The organism is Bradyrhizobium sp. OK095 (assembly GCF_900109945.1).
In the GTDB taxonomy this organism is placed as follows: domain Bacteria; phylum Pseudomonadota; class Alphaproteobacteria; order Rhizobiales; family Xanthobacteraceae; genus Bradyrhizobium.
Window position 1 is genome coordinate 70,549 of the sequence record NZ_FOBX01000001.1, and the last position, 26,422, is coordinate 96,970.

General features: G+C 63.1%; 28 protein-coding genes. 10 read left to right on the forward strand and 18 right to left on the reverse strand.

Features of this window, described 5'->3' with window-relative positions; translation table 11 throughout:
• Positions 1-12 precede the first annotated feature (12 nt).
• The 4 genes from BMW89_RS00295 to BMW89_RS00310 all read left to right on the forward strand — a co-directional run bounded on the left by BMW89_RS00295 (position 13) and on the right by BMW89_RS00310 (position 5,790).
• On the forward strand, positions 13-717 hold the full coding sequence (locus BMW89_RS00295) for an STM3941 family protein (protein ID WP_092021500.1): 705 nt from the start codon (positions 13-15) through the stop codon (positions 715-717).
• Between the two features lie 300 nt (positions 718-1,017).
• Positions 1,018-2,961, forward strand: a complete 1,944-nt coding sequence (locus BMW89_RS00300) for a PrkA family serine protein kinase (RefSeq protein ID WP_092021502.1) — start codon at positions 1,018-1,020, stop codon at positions 2,959-2,961.
• A gap of 19 nt (positions 2,962-2,980) precedes the next feature.
• On the forward strand, positions 2,981-4,258 hold the full coding sequence (locus tag BMW89_RS00305; RefSeq protein ID WP_177195828.1) for a YeaH/YhbH family protein: 1,278 nt from the start codon (positions 2,981-2,983) through the stop codon (positions 4,256-4,258).
• On the forward strand, positions 4,255-5,790 hold the full coding sequence (locus tag BMW89_RS00310) for a SpoVR family protein (protein WP_092021506.1): 1,536 nt from the start codon (positions 4,255-4,257) through the stop codon (positions 5,788-5,790). Before BMW89_RS00305 ends, BMW89_RS00310 begins: the two co-directional genes overlap by 4 nt.
• A gap of 9 nt (positions 5,791-5,799) precedes the next feature.
• Here the strand turns inward: BMW89_RS00310 and BMW89_RS00315 are convergent, their stop codons facing one another.
• From BMW89_RS00315 to BMW89_RS00340, 6 genes are all read right to left on the reverse strand, one after another.
• Positions 5,800-6,243, reverse strand: a complete 444-nt coding sequence (locus BMW89_RS00315) for a DUF1801 domain-containing protein (RefSeq protein ID WP_092021508.1) — start codon at positions 6,241-6,243, stop codon at positions 5,800-5,802.
• Entirely contained in the window at positions 6,240-6,452 is a 213-nt protein-coding gene (locus BMW89_RS00320) for a hypothetical protein (protein WP_092021510.1), read from the reverse strand. Before BMW89_RS00320 ends, BMW89_RS00315 begins: the two co-directional genes overlap by 4 nt.
• Before the next feature lie 56 nt (positions 6,453-6,508).
• The gene (locus BMW89_RS00325; protein ID WP_092021513.1) at positions 6,509-6,940 is read right to left on the reverse strand and encodes an SRPBCC family protein; all 432 of its coding nucleotides are present in this window, start codon (positions 6,938-6,940) and stop codon (positions 6,509-6,511) included.
• Positions 6,937-7,260 carry an ArsR/SmtB family transcription factor gene (locus BMW89_RS00330; protein WP_092021516.1) on the reverse strand — a complete coding sequence of 108 codons (324 nt, stop codon included), beginning with the start codon at positions 7,258-7,260 and terminating at the stop codon, positions 6,937-6,939. Before BMW89_RS00330 ends, BMW89_RS00325 begins: the two co-directional genes overlap by 4 nt.
• Before the next feature lie 217 nt (positions 7,261-7,477).
• A complete protein-coding gene (locus BMW89_RS00335) occupies positions 7,478-7,927 on the reverse strand; it encodes a DsrE family protein (protein WP_177195744.1) in 450 nt (149 codons plus the stop codon).
• Positions 7,928-7,962: 35 nt separating this feature from the next.
• Entirely contained in the window at positions 7,963-8,583 is a 621-nt protein-coding gene (locus BMW89_RS00340) for a hypothetical protein (protein ID WP_092021521.1), read from the reverse strand.
• Positions 8,584-8,810: 227 nt separating this feature from the next.
• On the opposite strand from BMW89_RS00340, the gene BMW89_RS00345 reads away from it, so the two are divergent.
• Positions 8,811-9,365, forward strand: coding sequence for an STM3941 family protein (locus BMW89_RS00345; RefSeq protein WP_244547473.1), 555 nt, complete (start codon positions 8,811-8,813; stop codon positions 9,363-9,365).
• A 21-nt stretch (positions 9,366-9,386) separates the two neighbouring features.
• On the opposite strand, the gene BMW89_RS00350 is transcribed toward BMW89_RS00345, so the two are convergent.
• The 10 genes from BMW89_RS00350 to pqqA form a co-directional block, all read right to left on the reverse strand.
• Positions 9,387-10,442: a 2-oxoacid:ferredoxin oxidoreductase subunit beta gene (locus BMW89_RS00350; protein ID WP_092021526.1), complete on the reverse strand. Its 1,056-nt coding sequence runs from the start codon at positions 10,440-10,442 to the stop codon at positions 9,387-9,389.
• Positions 10,439-12,286: a 2-oxoacid:acceptor oxidoreductase subunit alpha gene (locus BMW89_RS00355; RefSeq protein WP_177195746.1), complete on the reverse strand. Its 1,848-nt coding sequence runs from the start codon at positions 12,284-12,286 to the stop codon at positions 10,439-10,441. The genes BMW89_RS00350 and BMW89_RS00355 overlap by 4 nt, the downstream gene beginning before the upstream one ends.
• Positions 12,256-14,055, reverse strand: a complete 1,800-nt coding sequence (locus BMW89_RS00360; RefSeq protein ID WP_092021530.1) for an FAD-dependent oxidoreductase — start codon at positions 14,053-14,055, stop codon at positions 12,256-12,258. Before BMW89_RS00360 ends, BMW89_RS00355 begins: the two co-directional genes overlap by 31 nt.
• A gap of 344 nt (positions 14,056-14,399) precedes the next feature.
• Positions 14,400-15,077 (reverse strand): DUF4286 family protein, encoded by a 678-nt coding sequence (locus BMW89_RS00365; protein ID WP_092021532.1) that lies wholly within the window; start codon positions 15,075-15,077, stop codon positions 14,400-14,402.
• Positions 15,078-15,232: 155 nt separating this feature from the next.
• Positions 15,233-16,219 (reverse strand): prolyl aminopeptidase, encoded by a 987-nt coding sequence (gene pip, locus BMW89_RS00370; RefSeq protein WP_092021534.1) that lies wholly within the window; start codon positions 16,217-16,219, stop codon positions 15,233-15,235.
• A complete protein-coding gene (pqqE, locus tag BMW89_RS00375) occupies positions 16,209-17,402 on the reverse strand; it encodes a pyrroloquinoline quinone biosynthesis protein PqqE (RefSeq protein ID WP_092021537.1) in 1,194 nt (397 codons plus the stop codon). Before pqqE ends, pip begins: the two co-directional genes overlap by 11 nt.
• Positions 17,399-17,710, reverse strand: a complete 312-nt coding sequence (gene pqqD, locus BMW89_RS00380) for a pyrroloquinoline quinone biosynthesis peptide chaperone PqqD (RefSeq protein WP_092021539.1) — start codon at positions 17,708-17,710, stop codon at positions 17,399-17,401. The genes pqqE and pqqD overlap by 4 nt, the downstream gene beginning before the upstream one ends.
• An 11-nt stretch (positions 17,711-17,721) precedes the next feature.
• A complete protein-coding gene (pqqC, locus tag BMW89_RS00385; RefSeq protein ID WP_092021541.1) occupies positions 17,722-18,501 on the reverse strand; it encodes a pyrroloquinoline-quinone synthase PqqC in 780 nt (259 codons plus the stop codon).
• The gene (gene pqqB, locus BMW89_RS00390; protein ID WP_092021544.1) at positions 18,498-19,427 is read right to left on the reverse strand and encodes a pyrroloquinoline quinone biosynthesis protein PqqB; all 930 of its coding nucleotides are present in this window, start codon (positions 19,425-19,427) and stop codon (positions 18,498-18,500) included. Before pqqB ends, pqqC begins: the two co-directional genes overlap by 4 nt.
• 118 nt (positions 19,428-19,545) lie before the next feature.
• On the reverse strand, positions 19,546-19,626 hold the full coding sequence (pqqA, locus tag BMW89_RS00395; protein WP_045002119.1) for a pyrroloquinoline quinone precursor peptide PqqA: 81 nt from the start codon (positions 19,624-19,626) through the stop codon (positions 19,546-19,548).
• 248 nt (positions 19,627-19,874) lie between these two features.
• Between pqqA and BMW89_RS00400 the strand changes: the two genes are divergently transcribed.
• The 5 genes from BMW89_RS00400 (at position 19,875) to tarD (ending at position 23,708) form a co-directional block, all read left to right on the forward strand.
• Entirely contained in the window at positions 19,875-20,132 is a 258-nt protein-coding gene (locus BMW89_RS00400; protein ID WP_177195747.1) for a DUF6894 family protein, read from the forward strand.
• 112 nt (positions 20,133-20,244) lie between these two features.
• Positions 20,245-21,645, forward strand: a complete 1,401-nt coding sequence (locus BMW89_RS00405) for an amidase family protein (RefSeq protein ID WP_092021548.1) — start codon at positions 20,245-20,247, stop codon at positions 21,643-21,645.
• 2 nt (positions 21,646-21,647) lie between these two features.
• Positions 21,648-22,124, forward strand: a complete 477-nt coding sequence (locus BMW89_RS00410) for a glutathione peroxidase (protein ID WP_092021550.1) — start codon at positions 21,648-21,650, stop codon at positions 22,122-22,124.
• Positions 22,121-22,378 (forward strand): DUF3297 family protein, encoded by a 258-nt coding sequence (locus tag BMW89_RS00415; protein WP_092021552.1) that lies wholly within the window; start codon positions 22,121-22,123, stop codon positions 22,376-22,378. The genes BMW89_RS00410 and BMW89_RS00415 overlap by 4 nt, the downstream gene beginning before the upstream one ends.
• A 160-nt stretch (positions 22,379-22,538) precedes the next feature.
• Positions 22,539-23,708: a D(-)-tartrate dehydratase gene (gene tarD / locus BMW89_RS00420; protein ID WP_092023270.1), complete on the forward strand. Its 1,170-nt coding sequence runs from the start codon at positions 22,539-22,541 to the stop codon at positions 23,706-23,708.
• Between the two features lies 1 nt (position 23,709).
• On the opposite strand, the gene BMW89_RS00425 is transcribed toward tarD, so the two are convergent.
• Positions 23,710-24,852, reverse strand: a complete 1,143-nt coding sequence (locus tag BMW89_RS00425) for a DUF418 domain-containing protein (protein WP_092021554.1) — start codon at positions 24,850-24,852, stop codon at positions 23,710-23,712.
• 8 nt (positions 24,853-24,860) lie between these two features.
• Positions 24,861-26,309 carry an MmgE/PrpD family protein gene (locus tag BMW89_RS00430; RefSeq protein ID WP_092021556.1) on the reverse strand — a complete coding sequence of 483 codons (1,449 nt, stop codon included), beginning with the start codon at positions 26,307-26,309 and terminating at the stop codon, positions 24,861-24,863.
• Positions 26,310-26,422: the final 113 nt, after the last annotated feature.

A 26,422-nucleotide genomic window follows, 5' to 3' on the forward strand; every position in this document is an offset into this window, starting at 1 on the left:
GCTCGGTCGCGAATGGCCATGCTGGGGGAAAGCATGCACGCACATCCTGACGGCCCGATGCGGGCCGTGCCTGACAGTCCGCAATCGGTCGCGCCGGCCGTGTGCATCGATGCGGCCCACGATCTCGAAATCAATCAATGCGCGACGCACCTGCGGCTGCTGGTCGCGGTGGGCTTCGCCATGACCCTGCTCAGCGCGAGCCTTGCGTTTAACTGGTGGAATGGCCTCAGCGACTACGACACGACGGTCGGCTATGCCGGCGTCGCGGTGTTCGGCCTGATCACCGGCCGGCTGATCTGGATGCTCCCTGCCGAACGGGGCCCGGTGGTGATCGTGACGCCCTATGGCATCCGCGACCTCCGTATCGGCAATGAATTTCTGCTGTGGGAGTCGATTGCGGAGGTTTCGACCGAGCAGCTCCGCGGTCGCAGGATGATCGTGCTGACGCCGACGCCGGGCTTGCAGCGGCAGCTCCGCTGTATCCGAGCCAAAATCGGCTACATGAGCGGTGACAAGTCCCTCGGCGTGCAGGACGATCGCATCGTCATTCGCCCGGATGGGTTGGCGACCGATTTTGAGACATTGCTGTGCGCGTGCCGTGATTGCCATGCCGCCAGCGATTCACGTACTGCATTGCGGCGAGACAGCGATCAAGGCAGCCAGGACTTGGTCGCGCTGGGCTCCGGCGCACAAGGCTTGGCCGTACAAGCGTCATAAAGCCGCCTCCGGCGAACGCCTATGCTGCACCGCCGGATAGGCCGATACCCCGGTAACGCCCGGATGTTGCGGCCGAGTGACATTTTCTGGAAATGAGCGAAGATACACATAGATTCGCATAAATAACAGGCAGGTGCCTGTTCGTAACTCAACGAGTGCCTACGTTGTGCGTTGCGTCGAGTTGGCAGCCGGGTGTCCAATGATTGTCATGTGCTCACGCTGATTCGAGAAGCGGCCTGAGGAACGGTCCAGTAACTGCTTTCGTTTCAGCTTGTAGCGGAAATCACGCGGAGAGGGATCATGTACAACGATTCTCTATTCAACGCTTTCGCTCGGTCGTTCGAGGCGAGAAGCCAGCACGACATGTCGATGGCGGAATATCTGGAATCGTGTCGAAGCGATCCCATGAAATACGCCAACGCGGCCGAACGACTGCTAGCAGCGATCGGTGAGCCCCAGATGATTGACACGGCCAAGGACCCACGCCTTGGCCGTATTTTTTTGAACCGCACCATCCGTACCTATCCGGCCTTCGCCGGCTTCTACGGCATGGAAGAAACCATCGAGCGCATCGTCGGCTTCTTCCGGCATGCGGCGCAGGGCCTGGAGGAGCGCAAGCAGATCCTCTATCTGCTCGGCCCGGTCGGCGGCGGCAAGTCCTCGCTCGCCGAGCGGCTCAAGTCGCTGATGGAAGTGCATCCGATCTACGTGCTGAAGGCCGGCGATGAACTCTCGCCGGTGTTCGAGAGCCCGCTCAGCCTGTTCGACCCAGATAACCTCGGGCCGATGCTGGAAGAGAAGTACGGCATTCCGCGCCGGCGCCTCTCCGGCTTGATGAGCCCGTGGTGCTACAAGCGGCTCGAAGCCTTTGGCGGCGACATCTCGCAATTCCGCGTCGCCAAGATTCAGCCGTCGCGGCTACGCCAGATCGCAGTCTCCAAGACCGAGCCCGGCGACGAGAACAATCAGGACATCTCCTCGCTGGTCGGCAAGGTCGATATCCGCAAGCTCGAGACCTACGCGCAGAACGACCCCGACGCCTACAGCTATTCCGGCGGCCTCAATCGCGCCAACCAGGGCGTGCTCGAGTTCGTCGAGATGTTCAAGGCACCGATCAAGATGCTGCACCCCCTGCTCACCGCGACGCAGGAAGGCAACTACATCGGGACCGAGAACATCGGTGCGATCCCGTTCACCGGCGTCATCCTCGCGCACTCCAACGAAGCCGAGTGGTCGAGCTTCAAGGCCAACAAGAACAACGAAGCCTTCATCGACCGCATCTGCGTGATCAAGGTGCCTTATTGCCTGCGGATCACCGAAGAGCAGAAGATCTACGAGAAGCTGATCCAGGGCTCCGAGCTCGCGGCCGCGCCATGCGCGCCCTCGACGCTGGAGACGCTGGCGCGGTTCTCGGTGATGTCGCGCCTGCGCAAGCACGAGAATTCCACGGTGTTTGCCAAGATGCGGGTTTATGACGGCGAAAGCCTGAAGGAATCCGATCCGAAGGCACGCAGCGTCCAGGAATATCGCGATGCCGCCGGCGTCGACGAAGGCATGGACGGCGTTTCCACCCGCTTTGCCTTCAAGATCATGGCTGCGACCTTCAACCACGATCCGCAGGAAGTCGCCGCCGACGCCGTCCATCTGATGTACGCGCTGGAGCAGTCGATCCGTCGCGAGCAGCTGCCCGAGGAAATCGAGAAGCGTTACCTCGAATTCATCAAGGCGGATCTGGCACCGCGCTACGCCGAGTTCATCGGCAACGAGATCCAGAAGGCTTATCTCGAATCCTACTCGGATTACGGCCAGAACCTGTTCGACCGCTACGTCGACTATGCCGACGCCTGGATCGAGGATCAGGACTTCAAGGATGCCGACACCGGCCAGCTGCTCGATCGCGAACTTTTGAACCAGGAACTGACGAAAATCGAGAAGCCGGCGGGCATCGCCAACCCCAAGGACTTCCGCAACGAGGTGGTCAAATTCTCGTTACGGTCGCGGGCCCAGAACGGCGGCAAGAATCCGACCTGGATCTCCTACGAGAAGATTCGCGAGGTGATCGAAAAGCGGATATTCTCTCAGGTCGAGGACTTGCTTCCGGTCATCTCCTTCGGGTCGAAGAAGGACGGCGAGACGGAGAAGAAGCACGGCGAGTTCGTCGCACGCATGGTGGAGCGCGGCTACACCGAGCGTCAGGTTCGCCGGCTCGTCGAATGGTACATGCGCGTGAAGCAGGCCGGTTGAGGCGGATGGAAAAGTGCCGATTCACATTATTGACAGGCGCCTGAATCCAGGCGGCAAGAGTCTCGAGAACCGTCAGCGGTTCTTGCGTCGGGCCAAATCCCTGGTGCAGGGCGCCGTCAAGAAGACCTCGCAGGAACGCGACATCAAGGACGTCCTGGAGGGTGGTGAGGTCACCATACCGCTCGACGGCATGCGTGAGCCGCGTTTCCGCCGCGAGGGCGGAACGCGCGACATGGTGCTGCCCGGCAACAAGAAGTTCATCGAGGGCGACTATCTCCAGCGCTCCGGCCAGGGCAGCGCCAAGGATTCAGGCCCCGGCGAAGGTGACGGCGAGGACGCCTTCCGCTTCGTCCTGAGCCGCGACGAGTTCGTCGATCTCTTCCTCGACGACCTCGAACTGCCCGATCTCGCCAAGCGCAAGGTCGCGCAGACCGAAAGCGAGGGCATCCAGCGCGCCGGCTATACCACTTCGGGCTCGCCGTCCAACATCTCGATCGGCAGAACGGTACGACGTGCGCTTGCGCGCCGTATCGCGCTCAAGCGTCCCAGCAAGGACGAACTCGAAGAGCTGGAAGCCGCGATCGCCGCATGCACGGATGAGGACGAGCGCGTCGAGCTTGTCGCTCAGCTCGAAAAGCTGAAGGTGAAGTCGAAGCGCATTCCCTTCATCGATCCCTTGGACATCCGCTACCGGCGTTTCGAGACGGTGCCAAAACCGGTCGCGCAGGCCGTGATGTTCTGCCTGATGGACGTCTCGGGCTCGATGTCCGAGCACATGAAGGATCTCGCCAAGCGCTTCTACATGCTGCTCTACGTGTTCCTGAAACGCCGTTACAAGCATGTCGAGATCGTCTTCATCCGCCACACCGATCGCGCCGAGGAGGTCGACGAGCAGACCTTCTTCTACGGCCCGGCCTCGGGCGGCACGCTGGTCTCCAGCGCGCTCCAGGCGATGCACGAGATCGTGCGCGAGCGCTTCAACCCGTCGGACTGGAATATCTACGCCGCGCAGGCGTCCGACGGCGACAATTCCTATTCCGACGGCGAGCTCACGGGCATGCTGCTGACCGACAAGATTTTGCCGGTCTGCCAGTTCTTTGCCTATCTTGAGGTCGGGGAATCCGGCGGCAGCGCCTTCGACCTCTCCGATTCATCGCTGTGGACCCTCTACGACCGCCTGCGCAACAGCGGGGCGCCACTCTCGATGCGCAAGGTCAGTGAGCGCGGCGAGATCTTTCCGGTGTTCCACGATCTGTTCCAGCGCCGCGAAACTGCCCAGGAGAAAGCCGCTCCATGACGGAAAGATTGTTCGAAGGCGCGGATTGGGATTTCCACACCTTGCAGCGCATCACCGATGCCTGCGAGGAGGTGGCGCTGAAAGATCTTGGTCTCGACGTCTATCCGAACCAGATCGAAGTCATCACCGCCGAGCAGATGCTGGATGCCTATTCGTCGGTCGGTATGCCCTTGTTCTACAAGCACTGGTCGTTCGGCAAGCAGTTCGCGTACCATGAAGCGTCCTACCGCAAGGGCTTGATGGGGCTGGCCTATGAGATCGTGATCAACTCCTCGCCGTGTATCTCCTATCTGATGGAGGAGAACACGGCGACGATGCAGACGCTGGTGATCGCGCACGCCGCCTTCGGCCACAACCACTTCTTCAAGAACAATTATCTGTTCAAGCAGTGGACCGATGCCGACGGCATCCTGGACTATCTCGATTTCGCCAAGAAATACGTCATGCAGTGCGAGGAGCGCTACGGCCGCACCGAAGTCGAGCGCACGCTGGACGCCGCGCATGCGCTGATGTCGCACGGCATCGATCGCTATCCCGGCAAGAAGAAGCTGGATTTGCGCGAAGAAGAGAAGCGTGCCGGCCGTCGCCGCCAGCACGAAGAGGAAGTCTTCAACGATCTCTGGCGCACCGTGCCCAAGGGGGCGTCGAAGACCCGGTCAGCGATCTCCCTCGAACGCCGCCGCAAGCTGCTCGGCCTGCCGCAGGAAAATTTGCTGTATTTCCTGGAGAAGAGCGCGCCGCGGCTGGCGCCGTGGCAGCGCGAGCTCTTGCGCATCGTCCGCCACATCGCGCAATATTTCTACCCGCAGAGCCAGACCAAGGTGATGAACGAGGGGACGGCGACCTACGTCCACTATCGCATCATGACCAAGCTGCATGAGCAGGGCCGCATCACCGACGGCAATTTCCTCGAATTTTTGGGATCGCACACCAACGTGGTGTTCCAGCCCGAATTCGACGATCCACGCTTCTCGGGCTTCAACCCCTACGCGCTCGGCTTCGCAATGATGCAGGACATCGAGCGCATCGTCACCAGGCCCGAAGACGAGGACCGCGAGTGGTTCCCCGACATCGCCGGCAAGAACGACGTGATGGGCGTGCTGCGCGACGTCTGGGCCAATTACCGCGACGAAAGCTTCATCGCCCAGTTCCTCAGTCCGAAACTGATGCGCCAACTCCGCATGTTCCATCTGCACGACGATCCCGAGGAGCGGGCGGGCATAAGGGTCGACGCCATTCACGACGATCGCGGCTTCCGCCGCGTCCGTCGCGAATTGGCGCGGCAGCATGATGTCGGCTACATCGACGCCAATATCGAGGTGGTGGACGTCGATCTCTCCGGCGACCGCCGGCTGATCCTGCACCACCACGTCATCAAGGGCTCGCAGCTCAACGAGACCGACACCAAGCGCGTGCTCCAGCATCTGGCCGATCTCTGGACCTACGACGTCTCGCTGATCGAGGTCGATGCCAACGACAAGGTCCTGCGCGAATATGTCGTGAGCCCGCGCCCGATCACGGCGGCGGCCTGAGGCCGCCGCTTACGCCGAGCGCTTTGCAGGCTTCTTCTTGGCCTTGGACGCGTTCAAGTCCACCGCCGCGCGGATCAGCGCCTTCAGCGCCTTCTCGTTGATCTTCTCGCCTTCGCGAATATCGATCGCGCGCCGCAAATTGCCGTCGAGGCTGGAATTGAACAGGGCCGCGGGATCGGCGAGCGCCGCGCCCTTGGCAAAGGTCAGCTTCACGACGGCCTTGTAGGTCTCGCCGGTGCAGATGATGCCGTCGTGCTCCCACACTGGAACGCCGCGCCACTTCCATTCCTCGACGATTTCAGGGTCGGCCTCCCTGATCAGGCCGCGAATCCGCGCCAGCATTTCGCCGCGCCAGTCGCCGAGCTCCTTGATCCTGCCGTCGATCAGCTTGGCGGGCGAAGGGCCGTTCGCGTCCTTCGCGGTGGTCTTCTTTGCGGTCACGGCTTTCTTCATGACCTCGCCTCGCGTCGCGTGTCGTCGCGTCGACCGAGATAGGGCAGCGCGAACAGATAGAGCCCGGTGATGAGCATTGGAATCAGCGGGACGAGCGCCAGGAAGCCGATCCACGCGGCCTGGACCTGCTGCGTCATGACGACGATGTTGGCGATGACGGCAAGCGTGAAAGCAATCGACAGCCAGCGATGGATCTGCCGAACCCACATAGTCCCGGTCAATGAAGCCTCCTCTTGAGATGATCGAATGAATGCCGGCAGCCGGGCTAGTCCGCCCGCGCCAGCACTTCGTCCAGCTTGTTGAAAAACTGCTTCCAGCCGGCATGCGCGCCGCCAAAGGCCTGCTTCTGCGTCGGGCTGAAGCCGGCCTGCTCGACGCGCAAATGCGTGCCCGTGCCCGTCGGCGTCAGCGTGAATGTCACCACGCTCTTGAGGTCGAACGCGGCGTCCTGATGCGAGAAATTCCAGGTGTAGGCGAGCGTCTTCTGCGGCTCGATGGTGAGCACCTCGCAGTCCAGCACACCGCCCCACTCGCCGCGAAGGTTGAAGCGATGGCCAACCGATGGCTTGAAGTCGTTCTTCATCAGCCATTCCTCGATCAGATGCGGCTGCGTCAGCGCGCGCCAGATCCGTTCGGCCGGAAAGCCAAATTCTCGTTCGACGACCACGGAGCGTGTTTCAGCAGAATCTTCGGTCATTGGTCCATCCTCTTCAGCAGATCGTCGAGCGCATCGAGCCGGTTCTGCCAGAAGCCGGCCATCTGGCTGGTCCAGTCGATCAGCGGATTGAGCGCGCCGGGCTGCGCGCTGTAATGGGTTTGGCGTCCCTCATGCCGGTCGCGCACGAGGCCCGCCTGCTTCAGCGCGCCGAGATGTTTTGAGACCGCCGGCTGCGAAACGCCTGATGTCGCCGTCAGCGCCCCGACCGTCTGCTCGCCCTCGCGGCACAGCCGCTCGAAGATCGCCCGCCGGGTGGGGTCGGCGAGCGTCCTGAACAGGAGATCGGGTGCGGTCGACATAGATAATCCATAACCGATAAGTTATGGATCAATTCATAACCTTGGAGTTATGGATAAGTCAAGCGGGATAGCGGGATATGGCGCTCGCCCGAGCAACCCCCTCCGCCGTCATTGCGAGCGTAGCGAAGCAATCCAGAATCTCTCCTCGGAGACAGTCTGGATTGCTTCGTCGCGAGGGCTCCTCGCAATGACGGAGAATGTGGCGGCTCCGCGCGCCTCAAGGCCGCAGATAAAGATACCCCTGCGACTGCAGCTCGGCCAAACGAACCACGCCGCCCTTTTCCGCGCTGACGAAGCCCGGCAAGAGATCCGTCAGAGTGACGTTCTGCGCCTTCATCGTGTTGCCGCACGCGGCGAGCTCGACGCCGTCCTTGGAAAAATCGCCGACGCGCTTGCTCACATCAGGGTTGGCCTGCGCCCAGTGAAACGCCTTCAGTGCCGGCCCGTGGATCACCAGCGCGATCGTGACGTGATCGGGGCCGCCGACGCCGTCGATATGGTTCTGGATGTTGCCGAGCACGAAATTGACCTTCTCGGCATCGCTCAGGTGATAAACGACCCTAAGCTTGTTCGACGGCGGTGCCTCGGTCGCGGCCTTTGCGCTGGAGGCGCCAAACGCAGCGCCCAAAGCCGTGACGGCAGTCCACAAGATGTTCCGGCGGTTCATGGCGATCTCCCTGACCTGACTTTGCCGGAGACATATCATTTGTGGCGGAGCGCGGCGAGTTCCTTGCGGTCGGTCACCAGAGAGGCGCATTTGCTGGTGTCGGTGCGATCGAGCCGGAAAATCCCGTCGTCGTTGCCTGCGACCAGCGATAGTTCGGCCTCGTCGTCCGGCTTGTCGTTCCGCCAGACCCTGACTCGCGCCAGCCGCACGATGGCCGATTTGTCGTCTTTCGCGAGCGCCACGCCGATGCTGCCGCCTTCGCAGTCGACGCCGCAGCCGAGGCGAATCTCGTTGCCGTCTTTCGCGAACACCACGTGGCTACAGGAGCCGCCGGACGCGAAATCGCCGGAGCGGTGGCGATATTTGAACCCGAGCCGGAATGAATTGTGGAGCTGCTTGTCCTCGGTGTCGAATTCCGCGGAGACCAGCAGTTTCATCGCGGCCACTTTCTGCTTCGGATGCCGCGCCAAATGTTCGGCATCGTAGCGGCGGACGAAGCAGGCATAGGCCCTGACGTCGGGCGTTCCGGCATAGATGCGCGCGTTGAATGTCTCGGCCTCAGCCTTGGTGGCTTCGCGGATGTCGTCGGCCTCCTCGGCCCGGGCGGTGCCGAGGAACGCGGCAAGAGCAAGCGGAAGAACCAGGGCAAGCTTCATGATCGCACCACACGCGTAAGCGGTTAGCGGCCCGCATGTTGGGGGCGCGGGGGCCGGTCGGCGGTTAGTCGCAAGCCGGCCGCCGCGCGTTCAAGTGCTCTTGCCTCGCAGTCCCATGGGCAGCCTCGCGCAAGGTTCCAGCCTTAACACTGTGGAAGGAGGGGCGTTGATAAACCCCTGGTTGTTGCAGATGGCTGGTGGCGCTGAAAATGTCCGAAGGTCACAACTTGCCCAACCTTACGATCGGCTATTCAGTGCCGCGGCTGCTCACGCTCGTCGGGGCTGGCCTGGTGCTGACATTGCTCTGCGCCGCGCTCGCATTCAGCTGGCAGTACGTCAAGGACATCACCACGTTCCAGATCGCGCTCTGCTATTTCGGCATCGTGTTTTTCGGCCTGATCACCTGCAAGATGCTCTGGACCTTGATCTCGTCCGGTGAGCCGGTCGTCTCCATCACCCGTATCGGCATTCGGGACACCAGGATCGCCGATGACACCATCTCCTGGAGATCGGTGCGGGACGTCTCGATCTTTCGGTATCGCAGCCAGAAAGTAGTGGTGCTCCAGCTCGATCCTCTCCTCGCCGAGCGGTTCGACGGGGGCTTTCTGAAGCGCGTCTTGTTGCTGCTGAACAAGCCAATTGGTGCGGACGGCGTGCTCGTCAATGCGGGCGGCCTGACCATGGACGGCGAAACGCTGTTCGACACCTGTAAGCAATATTGGGCGGCCGGCCGATTGACATATTCGGGTCGCGCCGCAGCCGAGCCCGAACCCGTCAGCTAGTCTAGATCGCAGGGCGGCGCGTCAGCGCAGGCTGGCGTTGAACTTGTCCAGCGCCGCTGAGCCCGGGCACAGCGTGTCCGCTTCCAGCGTGTTCAGCGGCGTCTCGACCGTGTCGAGATGCGCGTGCAGATCTTCCGCGTCGGGATCGACATACAGAAGACCGGTGACGATCTGGCCCTTGGCGGCGTGCCTTGCGAGGAAGGTCTGCGCGCCGAGCCGGTCATGCGGATCGTAGTCGGCGTCGATCTTGCGCAGCGCGATTCTGCTGCCGTCGTGCTGCTCGACCATTTGCACCGTGCCCGGGGCATAGTCCACCGCGATGGGATCGCGGCCGACCAGCACGTCGAGCCGGTTCACCGCGTCATTGTGCTCGCGGACGTAGTCAAAACTCTTGGTCGAGCCGGCGTGGTTGTTGAAGGCGATGCAGGGGCTGATGACGTCGATGAAGGACGCGCCCTTGTGGCCGATCGCGGCCGCGATCAGCGGCACCAGCTGGGTCTTGTCGCCTGAGAACGAACGCGCCACGAAGGTGGCGCCGAGTTGCAGCGCGATGGCGACAAGATCGATGGCGTTGTCGGTGTTGGTGACGCCCTTCTTGGACTTCGAGCCGCGGTCGGCGGTCGCCGAGAACTGCCCTTTGGTCAGGCCGTAGACGCCGTTGTTCTCGACGATATAGGTCATGTTGACGCCGCGCCGGATCGAATGCGCGAACTGGCCGAAGCCGATCGAGGCACTGTCGCCGTCGCCGGAGACGCCGAGATAGATCAAATCGCGGTTGGCGAGATTGGCGCCGGTCAAGACCGACGGCATGCGGCCGTGCACGGTGTTGAAGCCGTGTGAATTGCCGAGGAAATAGTCCGGCGTCTTCGACGAGCAGCCGATGCCCGAGATCTTTGCCACCCGGTGCGGCTCGATCGAGAGCTCGTAGCAGGCCTCGATGATCGAGGCCGTGATCGAATCATGGCCGCAGCCCGCGCACAACGTCGAGATTTTGCCCTCGTAGTCGCGATGGGTGTAGCCGAGCTCGTTCTTCTTGAGGCCCGGATGATGGAATTTCGGCTTGGCAATATAGGTCATGACACGGCCTTGCGGAGCGGGGTCACCTTGAGGTGATCCTGGTGGTCGCCAATGGCTTTTGCGATGAAGCGGGCGGTGATCGGGGTGCCATCGTAATGGACGATCGGCACCAGGCGGACCGGGTCGATGCCGTTCTCGTTGACGATGAGCTGACGGAGCTGGGCGTCGCGGTTCTGCTCGACGACGTAGACGAAATCGTGCTCGGCGAGGAAGCTCGCCACGCTCGAATGGAACGGGAAGGCGCGGATGCGCAGGCGGTCGAGCTGATGCCCGCGCGTTTCCAATAGTCCGATCGCCTCGTCCATGGCCGGCGAGGTCGAGCCGAAATAGATCACGCCATATTTGGTCGGCCGTTCCGCATTGGCTTGGAGCGGCCGCGGGACCAGGTCTTGCGCCGTCTCGAACTTGCGGACGAGGCGTTGCATGTTGTCGGCATAGACTGAACCTTCCTCGGAATAGCGCGCATAGCGGTCACGCGAGGTGCCGCGGGTAAAATACGAGCCCTTGGTCGGATGCGTGCCGGGATAGGTGCGGTAGGGGATGCCGTCGCCGTCGACGTCGAGATAGCGGCCGAAGTCGCGGCCCTCGTCCAGCATCTCGGCAGTCATCACCTTGCCGCGGTCGTATTGCTTGGAATCGTCCCACTTTAGCGGACGGCAGAGCCGGTGGTTCATGCCGATGTCGAGATCGAGCATCAGGAAGATCGTGGTCTGCAGCCGCTCCGCGAGATCGAAGGCCGCCGCCGCGAACTCGAAAGCTTCGGCCGGGTCTTCGGGAAACAGCAGCACATGCTTGGTGTCGCCATGCGAAGCATAGGCGCAGGCGATGATGTCGCATTGCTGGGTGCGGGTCGGCATGCCCGTGGAGGGGCCGGCGCGCTGGATGTTCATGATCACGGCCGGGATCTCGGCGAAATATGAGAGGCCGATGAACTCCGTCATCAGGGAGACGCCGGGGCCGGAGGTTGCGGTAAAGGCGCGGGCGCCATTCCAGGAGGCGCCAATGACGATACCGATTGAAGCCAGCTCGTCCTCGCCTTGCACGATGGCATATTTTGCCTTGCCGGTCTCGGCATCGTGCCGGTACTTCTTGCAATGGGCGGTGAAGGCCTCCGCCACCGACGAGGACGGCGTGATCGGATACCACGCGCACACCGTAGCGCCGCCATAGACGGCGCCGAGCGCGGCGGCGCTGTTGCCCTCGATGAAGATGCGGTCGCCGACCTTGTCGGACTTCTTGATGCGCAAGCCCAGCGGGCATTTCAAATTCTGCAGCGCCCAGTCGCGGCCGAGATGCAGCGCATGGACGTTGGAGGAGAGCAGCTTCTCCTTGCCCTTGTACTGTTCGCCAATCAGCTGTTCGATCAGCTTCGGATCCATGTCGAGCAGTGCCGAGAGCGCTCCGAGATAGATGATGTTCTTGAACAGCTGGCGCTGGCGCGGGTCGGTATAGGTCGAGTTGGTGATCGCGGTGAGCGGCACGCCGATCACGGTGATGTCGTCGCGGAATTTGGTTGACGGCATCGGCTTGGTGGAATCGTAGAACAGATAGCCGCCGGGCTCGATGCCGGCGACGTCCTTGTCCCAGGTCTGCGGGTTCATCGCCACCATCATGTCGACGCCGCCGCGGGCGCCGAGATGGCCGGCTTCGGTGACGCGCACCTCGTACCAGGTCGGCAGGCCCTGGATGTTGGAGGGGAAGATGTTGCGCGGGGACACCGGCACGCCATGGCGCAGGATCGCGCGCGCGAACATCTCGTTGGCGCTGGCCGAGCCCGAGCCGTTGACGTTGGCGAAGCGGACGACGAAGTCGTTTACGCTGCTGATCGGCTTTTTGTCGGGCATTTCGAACCTGCGTGAGTCATATTGATCAAGTATTTCTGCATGTCCCAGGCACCGGTAGGACAACGCTCGGCGCACAGCCCGCAATGCAGGCAGACATCCTCGTCCTTCACCATCACGCGCCCGGTCTTGAGGTCAGACGACACGTAGAGGTCCTGGTCTGGATGCGGCGAGGGCGCCTTCAGCCGATGGCGCAGATCGTCTTCCTCGCCATTATCAGTGAAGGTGATGCAATCCATCGGGCAGATGTCGACGCAGGCATCGCACTCGATGCAGAGCGAGGTCGAGAACACCGTCTGAACGTCGCAGTTCAGGCAGCGCTCGGCTTCGCCCAGCGCCAGCTTGACGTCGTAGCCGAGCTCGACCTCGGTGCGGATGTCCTTCAGCGCGATCACCTTGTCGCGATGCGGCACCTTGTAGCGCTTGTCGTTGGAGATGTCGTTGTCATAGCTCCATTCGTGGATGCCCATCTTCTGCGACGAGACATGCACCTCCGGCAGCGGCCGCTCGGTGATGTCCTCGCCCGAGAGCAGCTTGTGGATCGACAGCGCGGCGTCGTGGCCCTGCGCCACCGCCCAGATGATGTTCTTTGGGCCGAATGCGGCGTCGCCGCCGAAGAACACCTTTGGGTTGGTCGAGACGAAGGTCTTCGGATCGACCTTCGGCATGTGCCATTTGTCGAACTCGATGCCGCAATCCTGCTCGATCCAGGGGAAGGCGTTCTCCTGGCCGACCGCGACCAGCACGTCGTCACATTCGATGGTCTGGTCGGGCTCGCCCGAAGGCACCAGGTTGCGGCGGCCCTTGGCATCGTATTCGGCCTTCACCTTCTGGAAGGTGATGCCGGTGAGCTTGCCGTTGTCGTGGACAAAGGAAACGGGGACGAGGAAGTTGAGGATCGGAATATCCTCGTGGAGCGCGTCTTCCTTCTCCCAGGGCGAGGCCTTCATCTCCTCGAAGCCGGAGCGAACGACGACCTTCACATCCTCGCCGCCGAGCCGGCGCGCGGTGCGGCAGCAATCCATCGCGGTGTTGCCGCCGCCGAGCACGATGACGCGCTTGCCGATCTTGTCGGTGTGGCCGAATGAGACAGACGACAACCAGTCGATGCCGATATGAACGTGGCTTGCGGCTTCCTTGCGGCCGGGAATGTCGAGCTCACGTCCGCGCGGCGCGCCGGAGCCGACGAAGATTGCGTCATACTTCTCCGCGAGCAGCGCCTTCATGCTCTCGATGCGGTGACCGCCTTTGAAGTCAACGCCGAGATCGAGGATGTAGCCGGTCTCCTCGTCAATGACCGAATTGGGCAGACGGAATTTCGGGATCTGCGTCCGCATCATGCCGCCGGCCTGGGGGTCACCGTCGAATACGGTGCAGTGATAACCAAGCGGCGCGAGATCGCGCGCCACCGTCAGCGAAGCGGGACCGCCGCCGACGAATGCAACACGCTTGCCGTTCTTCGCAGTCGGATGCGGCAGGCGATGCTTGATGTCGTCCTTGAAATCGGCGGCGACGCGCTTGAGGCGGCAGATCGCAACCGGTGTTTCCTCGACACGACCACGCCGGCACGCCGGCTCGCATGGACGATCGCAGGTGCGTCCCAGAATTCCGGGAAACACGTTCGATTTCCAATTGATCATGTAGGCGTCGCTGTAGCGGCCTTGTGCGATCAGTCGGATGTATTCGGGAACCGGAGTGTGTGCTGGACAGGCCCACTGGCAATCGACCACTTTATGAAAGTAGTCGGGGGCCGCGATATCGGTCGGTTTCATTCCTACCCTGTCCGCGCAGGCTCAAGGACCCGGCGGCCTCTTGTTGAGCTTGTCGGACGCTTAACGTGCGTCGATCTGGTTTCTGAATGACGTCATTGGGTTAGCTTATTAGAACCGTTCCGAAGTACAACGGCAAATTTTCGCGATCGACTGCTTTCATGGGAGCTGCGCGCGCACAGCATTAACGGCGCGCGCAAGATGCGTGCGGTGCAACATCACTCTCGCCGTCATTGCGAGGAGCGGAGCGACGAAGCAATCCAGAGTGGCGCAGCGGACGCAGTCTGGATTGCTTCGCTGCGCTCGCAATGACGAGGATAGATCACGCAGCGCAGCAATCTCCTACGTCAGCTGTGCGCGATGTCGCTTTTCGCGAGATCCCACATCAGGCTGTAAGTGCCGACGGAGACGGGCAGCGGGAAGGGCGCGGCAGCAGGGCCGGTGAAGCGTTCGGCGATGACGGCCGAGACCGCGCCGACATGCGTGCCGTCGATCAGCACGAACCAGTCGCGCGCGCCTTCGTTGCGCACCGCCGGAATATCCGCCGTTGCACCCGACAATTCCGGCTCGCTCTCGAGCAGATGCATCGAGATGATGCCTTCGCGGTCCCCGGGCGCCAGCTTTTCTTGCAGTGCATCACGCCATGGTGCGGCATTGTCAGGCGTTGGCCGCAGCCGCACCACGCCGAGCGCAGCGCCGCGGCCGGTGCCCTTGCTGATGGTGATGCGCGCGACCACGCGCAGCATGTTCTTGAAATGCGCCATGCTCCGCCTGGACCATTCGGTCTGGTTGGCGAGCCGCGCCCGGTAGGCGGGACTGTCGAGCACGTCGAGCGTCGCGGTCGAGTACAGCGAGAGATATTTGGGATTGGCGGCATGCGCGATATAGCGCCGCGCCTCCAAAAATCCCTCGATCGCGACGCGCTCTTCCAGATGCTCGCGATCGTACCAGCGGTTGAAATCGGCTTCGTCTGCCGCGTCGATGTTCATCGACGTCAGCAGCATGCCTGTCCCGGCGAGCGGCATTTTCTTGTTGTCCTTCCCATGCGAACCCAGACCCTCATGGTGAGGAGCGCGTCTTCGCGCGTCTCGAACCATGAAGGCCCCGCTGCAGCACCTCGGCCCTTCATCCTTCGAGACGCGCGCGTAGGGCGCGCTCCTCAGGATGAGGGGATAGATCCTTATCGCGAAATCTTAGTCGCGAGGTCGGCGATCGACTTCATGACCGCGTCCCGCACGCCGGCATCATAGAGCGAATGGCCGGCTTCTTCCACGATCCTGACCTCGGAACCGGGCCAAACCTTCGCGAGGCCCTCGGATGTCTCAGGAGGGCACAACAGATCGTAGCGGCCCTGCACGATGATGCCGGGGATGCCGGCGAGCCGGCCCACATTCCGCAGCAACTGATCTTCGCTCATGAAGGAATTGTTGACGAAATAGTGTGCCTCCATGAACGGCGTGGCAGGCAGCGTGCGCCAGACGTTCAGCGACGCCAGGTCGATCCGCGTCTTGGCTGGCTTGTGCTCCGACAGAGCACGCTCGGTATCGTGCCAGGCGCGCGAGGCCGCACCATGCACCGCCGGATCGGCATCGAGGATGCGGCGATAATAGGATTCCACCGGCTGCGCACGCTCCTCGGGCGTCAGCACGCTGAGAAAATCCTCGTACAGCGCGGGATAGAATTGCGACAGGCGCGAGGTGAAAGCGGTCACGACTTCTGCCCGCGTGCCGAGAAAGGTCGCACGCAGAGCAATGCCGGAGACGCGCTCGGGATGGGCCTGCGCATAAGCCAGCGCCAGCGTCGCGCCCCAGGAGCCGCCGACCACCATCCAGCGGTCGAAGCCGAACTTTTCGCGGATCTTCTCCATGTCGGCAATCAGATGCGCCGTGGTGTTGTGCTGGCGCGATCCCTTGGGACGGCTGCGGCCGCAGCCGCGCTGGTCGAACATTACGGCGCAGAAACGATCGGGGTCGAACAGCCGGCGATGGTCGGGCTGGCAGCCGGACCCCGGCCCGCCATGCAGATAGATCGCGGGAATGCCGTCAGCGCGGCCGACGCTCTCGACATAGAGCTCGTGGCCGTCGCCGACATCCAGCATGTCGGAGGTCAGCGGTGCAAAGGAATCGGCGCGGTTAGCCGATGCGGCCGCGTCGGCGTCAGGCACCATTCTCGGATTCCAGAGTGCCGCCGGCGAAATTGCGATAGAGGAAGCGGTTGGTCTCGCCCTCGGCCTCGCGCTCGGCCTGCTTGAAGATGGTCTCGTGCAGCGGCGACAGCGCACAGGCCGGATCGGTGTTGGCGGCATCGCCGGTCAGCGCAAAGGCCTGGCAGCGGCAGCCGCCGAAATCGATCTCGCGGAATTCGCAGGACTTGCACGGCTCCTTCATCCAGCCGGTGCCGCGATAGCGGTTGAAGGCGTCGGAGTTCTGCCAGATCCAGGCGATCGAATGATTGGAGCGCACGGATTCGAAATCGAGCCCGGTGATGCTTTCGGCGGCGTGGCAGGGCAGCACCTTGCCGGCCGGCGAGATGTTGAAGAACTGCCGGCCCCAGCCGCCCATGCATTTCTTCGGCCGCAGCGCGTAATAATCCGGCACGACGTAGTCGATGGTCAGCCGGCCCTTCAGCCGCTCGCGCGCCTCCTCGACGATGCCAGTGCATTCGTCGAGCTGCGCCACCGTCGGCATCAGCGCGGCGCGGTTCTTCAGCGCCCAGCCGTAATATTGGACATTGGCGACCTCGAGCCGGTCGGCGTCGAGATCGATCGACATCTGGATGATGTCGGGGAGCTGGTGCAAATTCTGCCGGTGCATCACCGCGTTCACGGTGAGCGGCAAATCGAGCTCGCGCGTCCATTTCGCGACCTCGAGCTTCTTGCGGTGACCGCCTTTATAGCCGGCGACGCGATCGGCGAGGCCTTCTTCGATGCCTTGGAAGCTGATCTGCACATGGCAGAGCCCGGCATCGGCCAGCTCGCTGAGCCGCTCGCGCGTCAGCAGCACGGCCGAGGTGATGAGGTTGGTGTAGAGGCCGACATCGCTGGCGTGCTTCACCAGCTCGACGAGGTCTTTCCGTGCCGTCGGCTCGCCGCCGGAGAAATGCACCTGGAGCACGCCGATCTCGGCAAGCTCGCTCAAGACCTTCTTCCACTCGTCCGTGGTCAGCTCCTTGCCGGAACGATCGAGCTCGACCGGGTTCGAGCAATACGGGCATTGCAGCGGGCAGCGATGGGTGATCTCGAGCAGCACGGCGAGCGGGATGCCAAAATTCTCCGCCGTCGAGCGGCTTTTCTCCAGCACCGCGAGGCTGTCGCTGCTATCCGGCGGGATGATCGGGAGCACATCGCTCATGACGTCTTCTCCCTGATCTCGGTGAGAAAACCCTTGTCGGCGAGATCCTGCAGCATGACGATGACGTCGGCGAGGATCGACTCGCGCGGCGCGGCGTATTTCGCGGCCAGCTGATCGGAGACGTCGCCGACACTGCGCTGGCCGTCGCAGAGCTGCAAGACCTCGACCGCGATCTCGTCGGGCGCCAGCACCCGCTCCGGCGCCAGGATCACCCAGACTTTTCGCGTCTCGTCATATTTCAGCTTGGCGTGCCGCGGCAGCACCGGGCGGCTTGCCTCGCTGACGCTGATGTTCCGCGGCCCGGCCATTGTTCTTGTCCTTAACCCGCTTTGGGCACAAAGGCGCCCGGCGGAATGTTCCCCTCGACATAGGCGTGCTGAAGCGCATCCAGCTGCACCCATAGCACGTTGGTCTTGAAAATCAGCGCGTTGCAGACCTGCGCGCGCTGCTCCGGTGTCGTGGCGTGCGCCTTGACGTAGTCGAGCGCAAACCCGGCATCGCGCGGCGCCTGCGCCAGACGCCGCTTGAAGTAGCTCATGATATCAGGATTGACGAAGTCGTAATGCTCCAGCATGCCGGCAATGCGCTCTTCATGCAGGTTCGGCGCGAACAGTTCGGTGAGGGAGGAGGCGATCGCCTCCAGCGGCGACTTCTCGCGGCAGTAATGCACGTAGGCCTCCACCGCAAAGCGCGTCGCCGGCAAGATGCCCTCGGTGGATTCCACATAGGCCGCATCGAGGCCGAGGCCGCTGGTCAGCTTCAACCAGCGCTCGATGCCGCCCTCGGAGCCGACGTCGCCATCATGGTCCTCGATGCGGTGGCGCCATTCCAGCCGCGTGGCGCGGTCGCGGAAGCGCGAGATCACCACCGCGTCCTTGATCGGGATCGTGCTCTGGTAATAGTAGCGGTTCAGTGCCCAGGCCTGCACCTGGCCTTTGTTCAGCTTGCCGCCGTGCAGCAGCTTATGGAACGGATGCAGGCTGTGATAGCGCGTCGCCCCGATGTGGCGCAGCGTCGCCTCCAGCTCCTCGGCCGAGTTGAGCCTGATATCCTTGCCAACAGAGAGCGCAGTCATTCCAGTCAGTGACGCGGCATTCACAGCACGATCTCCGTTCCGTCGGCGGGAATCTGCCAGCCCGCTTCTTCAAGCGCTTTACGCTCGGGGGAAGAGGGCAGCAGCGCCGGGTTCGAGTTATTGATATGCAGAAACATCTTCCTGTCGAGTGTCAGATCGGCGAGCCGCGCAATCGCGCCATCGTGACCGGACATCGCGACATGGCCCATGCTCTTGCCGGTCTTGTGGCCGAGCCCGGCCCGGATCATCTCGTCGTCCTGCCAGACCGTGCCGTCGAAGAACACCAGCGAAGCGCCGTCGATCTCGGCCTTGAGCGCATCGGTGACCTCGGCGCAGGCGGCGATGAAGTAGAAGCACTTGCCGGTCGCCTTGTCGGTGATCTTCAGGCCCAGCGTATCGCCGTCGCCGCTCTCGCCGCCCGGATGGGCCTTGCCTTCCAGATACCAGGCCGACTTGCCCGGCACCGCGAAGGGCAGCACCTCCAGCCCCGAGCGCGTGCCGTCTACCAGCCGCGGCTCGAAGGGCTCGCTGATGCCGATCGGCTGGCGCTTGACGTTCTTCTCGTTCAGCACGTTGAAGATGCTGTTGCTGGCCAGGATCGCCAGCACCTTCTCATGCGCGTAGACCGTGAAGGGCGAGCCCTCGCGCATCGACAGCAGGCCCGCGACCGCATCCACTTCGCTGTTGGTCAGGATCACGCCTGCAACAGGCGTATGGCGCAACGCGCCCGGCTTGGGGTGCAGCTGCGGCGTGGCATTCAATTGCTGGCGCAGATCGGGGGAGGCGTTGATCAGAAACCAATGCTCGCCGTCGCCACTGAAGGCGACCGAGGCCTGGGTCCTCTGGAGGTCATGCCCGCTGGCACGGGCCGCCCGGCAGCCCTGACACCCGCAATTCCATTGCGGGACTCCGCCGCCGGCCCCGGCGCCCAGGACGACGACGCGAAGCATGATACGTCTCCTGGAGGCAACGTCGCCAGGTGGATATCAGGCCGACACAGTTTCCGTCGTCCGGAAACGGTTCGTGACCGAAATACCCACCTGCGCAGAACGCAAACTCACCAACCGCTTACTTGCGGGTGGCGCTCACATACATGTTGATTTCCATGCCGCAGGGCACTTCGACGATCTTCGGGGTTTTCCAGGCCATTTCGGCTCTCCATATTCGCGAATTCGGACGTATCCGCCCAAGGGATAAAGTAATGCGGGCAGAAAAGTTCGCCAGTGAAATTTTCCCGAGAAGTCCATGTTGCGCCGCGAAAATCGATGGGGGAACATCACTTCTGGTGACGCTGCCTTGCGCCTGGCGCATTCGGTCGCGAACCCTGTCCTGATAAAGCAGTTGTGAGTGCAGTGCAGCTTTCAATCCGGTACAGGCGACCCAAGTGGAATTCGGTGATGCCCAAATATTTCTTCAATACCCGTATCGGCGACGAATTGATCGTGGATCCTGACGGCGAGGATTTGCGCAATCCCGACCGCGCCTGGGAGGTCGCCCGCCAGATGATCCTGGAAGTCCTGAAATCAGAGGGGACCCAGCCGGCCCTGATGGAGGCGGTGATCGAGGTGACCGACGACGACGGGGAGGTCGTGCTCGAATTCCCCTTCACCGAGGCCCTGCTGGATGTCCCGGACCAGTCCGCGACCCGGCATTGAGGCCCCCAGCCATCGCCCACGCTTCGCTCGCAATGACGAAGTACCCCTGCGAAATCCGCATGGCTTTGCTGCGTTCCCGGCGCTAAAAGACGCCGGTCATACGGAGCAAGCCATGCAAGACCTCTGGCGCCTGTCGGCCGCCGACCTCGTTACCCTCGTCAAAGCCAAAAAGGTCTCCGCCAGGGAGGCCGCCAAGGCCGGTCTGGCCCGCCTGGATGCCGTCAATCCCCAGCTCAACGCGGTGATCGACCACCGTCCCGAGGACGTGCTCAAGCAGGCCGACGCCGTCGATGCCGCCATCGCGCGGGGGGAAGACCCCGGGGTTCTCGCCGGCGTCCCCGTGACCATCAAGGCCAATGTCGACCAGGAGGGCTTTGCCACCACCAACGGCCTGAAGCTCCAGCGCGATCTGATCGCGCGCGAGGACAATCCAGTGGTCGCCAATTTCCGCAAATCCGGTGCCATTCTCCTTGGGCGCACCAATTGCCCGGCTTTCTCCTACCGCTGGTTCACCACCAATCTGGTCCACGGCGACACCAAAAACCCCCGCGACGCCTCGCTGACCCCGGGCGGCTCGTCCGGCGGCGCCGGCTCGGCGGTCGCGGCCGGCATCGGCCACATCGCCCACGGCACCGATATCGCTGGCTCGATCCGCTATCCCGCCTATGCCTGCGGCGTGCATGGCCTGCGCCCGACGCTGGGCCGCATCCCCGCCTTCAACGCGGCGCTGCCGGAGCGCCCGATCGGGCCGCAGATCATGGCGGTGTCGGGACCCCTGGCGCGCACCGTGAATGATCTCAGGATTTCGCTCGCTGCGATGTCGGCCCGCGACATCCGCGACCCCTGGTTCGTGCCGGCGCCGCTGGAAGGCCCGGCGAGGCCCAAGCGCGCCGCGCTCTGCCTCAACCCGGACGGCCTTGCGACCACGCCGGAGGTGAAGGCCGCGGTGATCGACGCCGGCAAGCGCCTCGAGCGCGCCGGCTGGACCGTCGAGACGATCGAGAACACCCCGCCGATGCGTGAAGCCGTCGAGTGGCAGATCAAACTCTGGCTTGGTGACGGCTATGAGGCGCAGCTGGAAATGGCCGAGCGCGAGGGCGATCCCGGCGCGCTGGCGTGCCTGCACGGCAATCGCAGCAGAGTTACGCCGATGGACCAGGCCAACTACGCCCAGGCGCTGACGCGCCGCGCCACGCTGACCCGCGACTGGATGCTGTTCTTCGAGCAATACGCGGTGGTGCTGACGCCGGTGTCCGGCGAATTGCCGTTCCCGGATCATCTCGACCGCAAGGACGCGGCATCGTTCGAGCGCGTCTGGGAGGCGCAGATGCCGCAGATCGCGACCCCCTTCATGGGATTGCCCGGCCTCGTGGTCTCCACCGGCCTCGTCGGCAAGGCACCGGTCGGCGTGCACATCGTCTCTGGCCGCTATCGCGAGGATCTCTGTCTCCTCGCAGGCGAAGCGATCGAGGCGGGCGGCGTGCCGCCGTCGCCGATCGACCCAGTGGGTTAGCGATGTCGGCGATCTACGACTTCAAAGCCAACTCGCTTGTGGGCGAGGAAGTGTCCATGCGTCACTTCGAGGGACGGGTGCTGCTGATCGTCAACACCGCGAGCAAATGCGGTTTTACGCCGCAATATCGCGGGCTGGAGGATCTGTATCGCGATCTCTCGCCGCGCGGCTTCTCGGTGCTCGGCTTTCCCTGCAACCAGTTCGGCGCGCAGGAGCCGGGGCCGGCGAGTGAGATCCAGGCGTTCTGCTCCACCAATTACGACGTCACCTTCCCCCTGTTCGAGAAGATCGACGTCAACGGCGTCCACGCGCATCCCTTGTATGAGTACCTGAAGCATCAGCAATCCGGACTTTTGGGCGCCTCCATCAAATGGAATTTCACCAAATTCCTGGTGGACCGTGCAGGCCGAGTGGTCGCGCGACACGCGCCGACCGCGCGGCCTGAAGGACTGCGGAATCAAATCGAGACCCTGTTATGAGCGAGACAATCATGAGCGACGAATTTCCGGACCGCCTGTCGGTCGACCCCAACAGCCCGCATTACAACGCGGACATCCTGGCGCGCGACGTCGGCATCCGCTTCAAGGGCGTCGAGAAGACCAATGTCGAGGAATACTGCATCAGCGAAGGCTGGGTCCGCGTCACCGCCGGCAATGCCAAAGACCGCCACGGCAACCCGCTGACCATCAAGGTGCACGGGCCGGTGGAGCCGTACTTTCGAGACAAGACGTAATCTGGACGCGCCTCTCTCCTGGTCATTGCGAGAAGCCCACACTCTCTCCTCGTCATTGCGAGCGAAGCGAAGCAATCCAGAATCTTTCCGCAGAGGCAGTCTGGATTGCTTCGTCGCTTCGCTCCTCGCAATGACGACGACAACCACCGAGGCCAAGCCCATGTCCGTCCGCATCGTCGACGTCCGCGAGATCACCAAGCCGATCTCTTCGCCGATCCGCAACGCCTATATCGACTTCACCAAGATGACGACGAGCCTCGTTGCCGTCGTCACCGACGTGGTGCGCGACGGCAAGCGCGTCGTCGGCTACGGCTTCAACTCCAACGGCCGCTACGGGCAGGGCGGCCTGATCCGCGAGCGCTTTGCCTCGCGCATCACGGAAGCCGACCCGAAGTCGCTGTTGAATGCGGCCGGTGACAATCTCGACCCCGACAAGGTCTGGGGCGCGATGATGACCAACGAGAAGCCCGGCGGCCACGGCGAGCGCTCGGTCGCGGTCGGCACCATCGACATGGCGGTGTGGGACGCGGTGGCGAAGATCGCAGGTCTGCCGCTGTTTCGCTTGCTGGCCGAACGACACGGCGTGACGGCCAATCCGCGCGTCTTCGTCTACGCCGCCGGCGGCTATTACTATCCCGGCAAGGATCTCTCGATGCTGCGCGGTGAAATGCGCGGCTATCTCGATCGCGGCTACAACGTCGTGAAGATGAAGATCGGCGGCGCGTCGATCGACGACGACCGCATCCGCATCGAGGCCGTGCTGAAGGAGATCGGCAAGGATGCGCAGCTCGCCGTCGACGCCAACGGCCGCTTCAATCTCGAAACCGGCATCGCCTACGCAAAAATGCTGCGCGACTATCCGCTGTTTTGGTACGAGGAAGTCGGCGATCCCCTCGACTACGCGCTGCAGGCAGCGCTCGCCGAATTCTATCCGGGCCCGATGGCCACAGGCGAAAACCTCTTCAGCCACCAGGACGCCCGCAATCTGATCCGCTACGGCGGCATGCGCCCCGATCGCGACTGGCTGCAATTCGACTGCGCGTTGTCCTATGGCCTGTGCGAATACCAGCGCACGCTGGAAGTGCTGAAAACCCATGGCTGGTCGCCCAGCCGCTGCATCCCCCACGGCGGCCACCAGATGTCGCTGAACATCGCAGCCGGCCTGGGCTTGGGCGGCAATGAGAGCTATCCCGACCTGTTCCAGCCCTACGGCGGCTTCCCGGACGGCGTCCGCGTCGAGAACGGCCACATCACCATGCCTGATCTTCCCGGCATCGGCTTCGAAGGCAAGTCGGATCTCTACAAGGAAATGAAGGCGCTGGCGGAGTAGTTCACTCTGCGACGGCGACCCGCGCCGCCACCATCGGCTGCCGCACACCATACATTAACGTCCGCCACAGCCATTCGAGCGGGCCGTAGCGGTAATGGCGCAGCCACCAGGTGCTGAACAGCACCTGTGCGATGTAGACCGCGATGCCGATGGTGAGAGCCTCCGTGATGCCGAGCCGGCCGAACAGGCCAAGGCCGTAGCCGTAGAAGATCCAGCCGAAGATGACGGATTGTGCGACGTAGTTGGTGAAGGCCATCCGCCCCAGCGGTGCAGCCCAGCCGAGCAGCCGCTTGCCGCGCTCGAAACGGGCGATGCCGAGGATGGCGGCGCCATAGCCCAGCGCCAGCGCGATCGTGCCGAGCGGCTCGGTGCCGCCAAAAAAGCCAGCGCCGAGAGCGATCGCGGGAAGCGCGATAGCGAACAGGCCGCGGACGTTTTGCACAATGCCGCTGCGCCAGGCGAGCGCACCGACAAGAAACAGCCCGATCGTGCGCGGGAAGACGAATGCGTGCAGGGGCGCGATGAGGGCAAGTTCGCGCAGGCGGAACGCCAGCACGTCGAGGTAGCCGCCGGTCGCATAGATCCGATTGGCATCCATCACGTCGCGCCAGATCGCGGCCCGGCTGGGAAACAATCCCGCTGGCGCAAAGTCCTGCATGGCCAGATACAGCGCCAGAAACACCAGCGACGCGAGAGCGAGCAGCCAGCGCGGACCAAACAGGAACGGCAGCACGATGAACCCCGCCAGCGCATATTCGGTGAGGATGTCGCCGTTCCAGATCAGGCACAGATGAATGACGCCGAACACCAGCAGCACGGCGAGCCGGCGGACGAGCAGCACGGTGCGGCGTTCGCTCGTCGCGAGCCTGTCGAATTGAATGGCAAGGCCCGCGCCGAACAGCAGCGAAAACAGTGCAAATGCCTTGAGTTCGATGGCCTGGCTCAGGATTGCGTCGATGGCGCGATTGATCGGCGATGCGAGCGTCCTGGGGCCAAGAAATTGTTCGAAGATCGAAACGCGAAATTCCATGACGACGTTGATGGCCATGACGCCGAACAGGGCGAGCCCTCGCAGCGCGTCGATGGCGTCGATCCGCTCTGCGGAGGTCGTTGGGCTGGGGAGTGCGGCGCGATTGGACGTCATGGACGAATTCAGGGGCGTTGCAGCAACGGTCGCAAGCTCCTGATGTCCGTCAGCCCCTCGATCTCATAGACCGACTTCACCAGCTGCTCGGCCTTCTCCGCCCCTACCACCGGCGCGATCAGATCACGCGCCTTGTCGATGACCTCGTCGCGCGTCATCGGGTTGCGCGGCGTGCCACGCACGGCGGTGATGCGTTCGGAGAGGCGGCTACCGTCGGCCAATTCGATCTCGACAATGGCGACGCGCACCGGCAACAGTTTTGCCAGCTCCTCGTCGCGCACCAGATTGACCTTGGCGCGCTCCTTCAGCACCGTGGCGTCCTGCATGCGCGGCTTGTCATGTGCGGCGTGGAACGAGGCGGTGTTGTCGAGCAGCATCACCGCGACCATGTGCTGAAGGCAGATGTCGGGAATGTCGCGATTGTCCACGACCTCGGCGACCGACGGCGCAAGCCGCACCGTCACACGCTTCACTTGCTCGGCCTCGAACGCCTGCTTGCTGCGGATCGCATAGATCGCGTCGAGCGGTCCCTGGATCGGCGAGCCCACGGTCCATTTCTTGATGTCGGTGCCCGCGATTTCGTAGCGCTCGCCGAGCTTGTCCACGAGCTTTGCGGTCACAGCCTTCGGCGCATAGGCGAGGAAGTAATTGTCCGGCCCTGAGAAAACGTCGTCGACGCCGTTCCAGTCCGCGCGCACCAGCAGCGCTGCCGTGACGCCGTTGCGGGCCGGCATGCCGGCGAACACAAACCCTTTCTCGATATGTTCAACGTCGCGCCGCCATACGATGAATCCGGAGGATTGCTGCGCGGCATAGTCAAGCGCCCAGCGCATCCGCTGTGCATCGAAGCCGGCGACGCAAGCCGCCGCCGCGGAAGCGCAGAACGTGCCGGCTATGCTGTGTGTGCTCAGCGTGCTCTCATAGCTGAAATCGGCCCCGCCCATCGCCATCACCACGCGCGTGCCGACGTCGTAGCCGAGCGTCACCGCGCGCAGGAAATGCGCGCCGTCGATCCCGAGATGTTCGCCAAGCGCGAGCGCGGCGGGAACGGTCGAGGATCCCGGATGTGAACGTGACGGGCTGTGCGAATCATCGGTCTCGTCGGCATGCGCCATGACGCCGTTGGCAAGCGCGGCCTCGATCGGCGATGCCGTGAGCGCCGTGCCGGCGACGGTCGTCGTCCCCTGCGAGGCATTGGCGCGGATGTAGCGCTGCGCAGCCTGGCCTGGCGGCAGCTCCGATCCGGAGAGCATCGCGGCCAGTGTGTCGAGGATGTGGTGTTTGGCGTGTTCGACAACATCCGGCGGCAGCGCGCGGGCTTTGGCTGCACTCATGTAGTCGCACAGCGCGGTCATCTCCGGCCCTGAACCTGGGCCTTCCGCGAAACTGCGTACGGACGATAGCGAGAGGCTGCTGGCAGCCGCGGCGGTCAGGCCGAGAAAGTCGCGTCGTTTCATGGTGTCCCGTCTTTGGTGCAGGAGCTGATGAAACGTCTAGCGTATATTCTCCGTCATTGCGAGCGCAACGAAGCAATCCAGTCTGTCACCGCGGAAAGATTCTGGATTGCTTC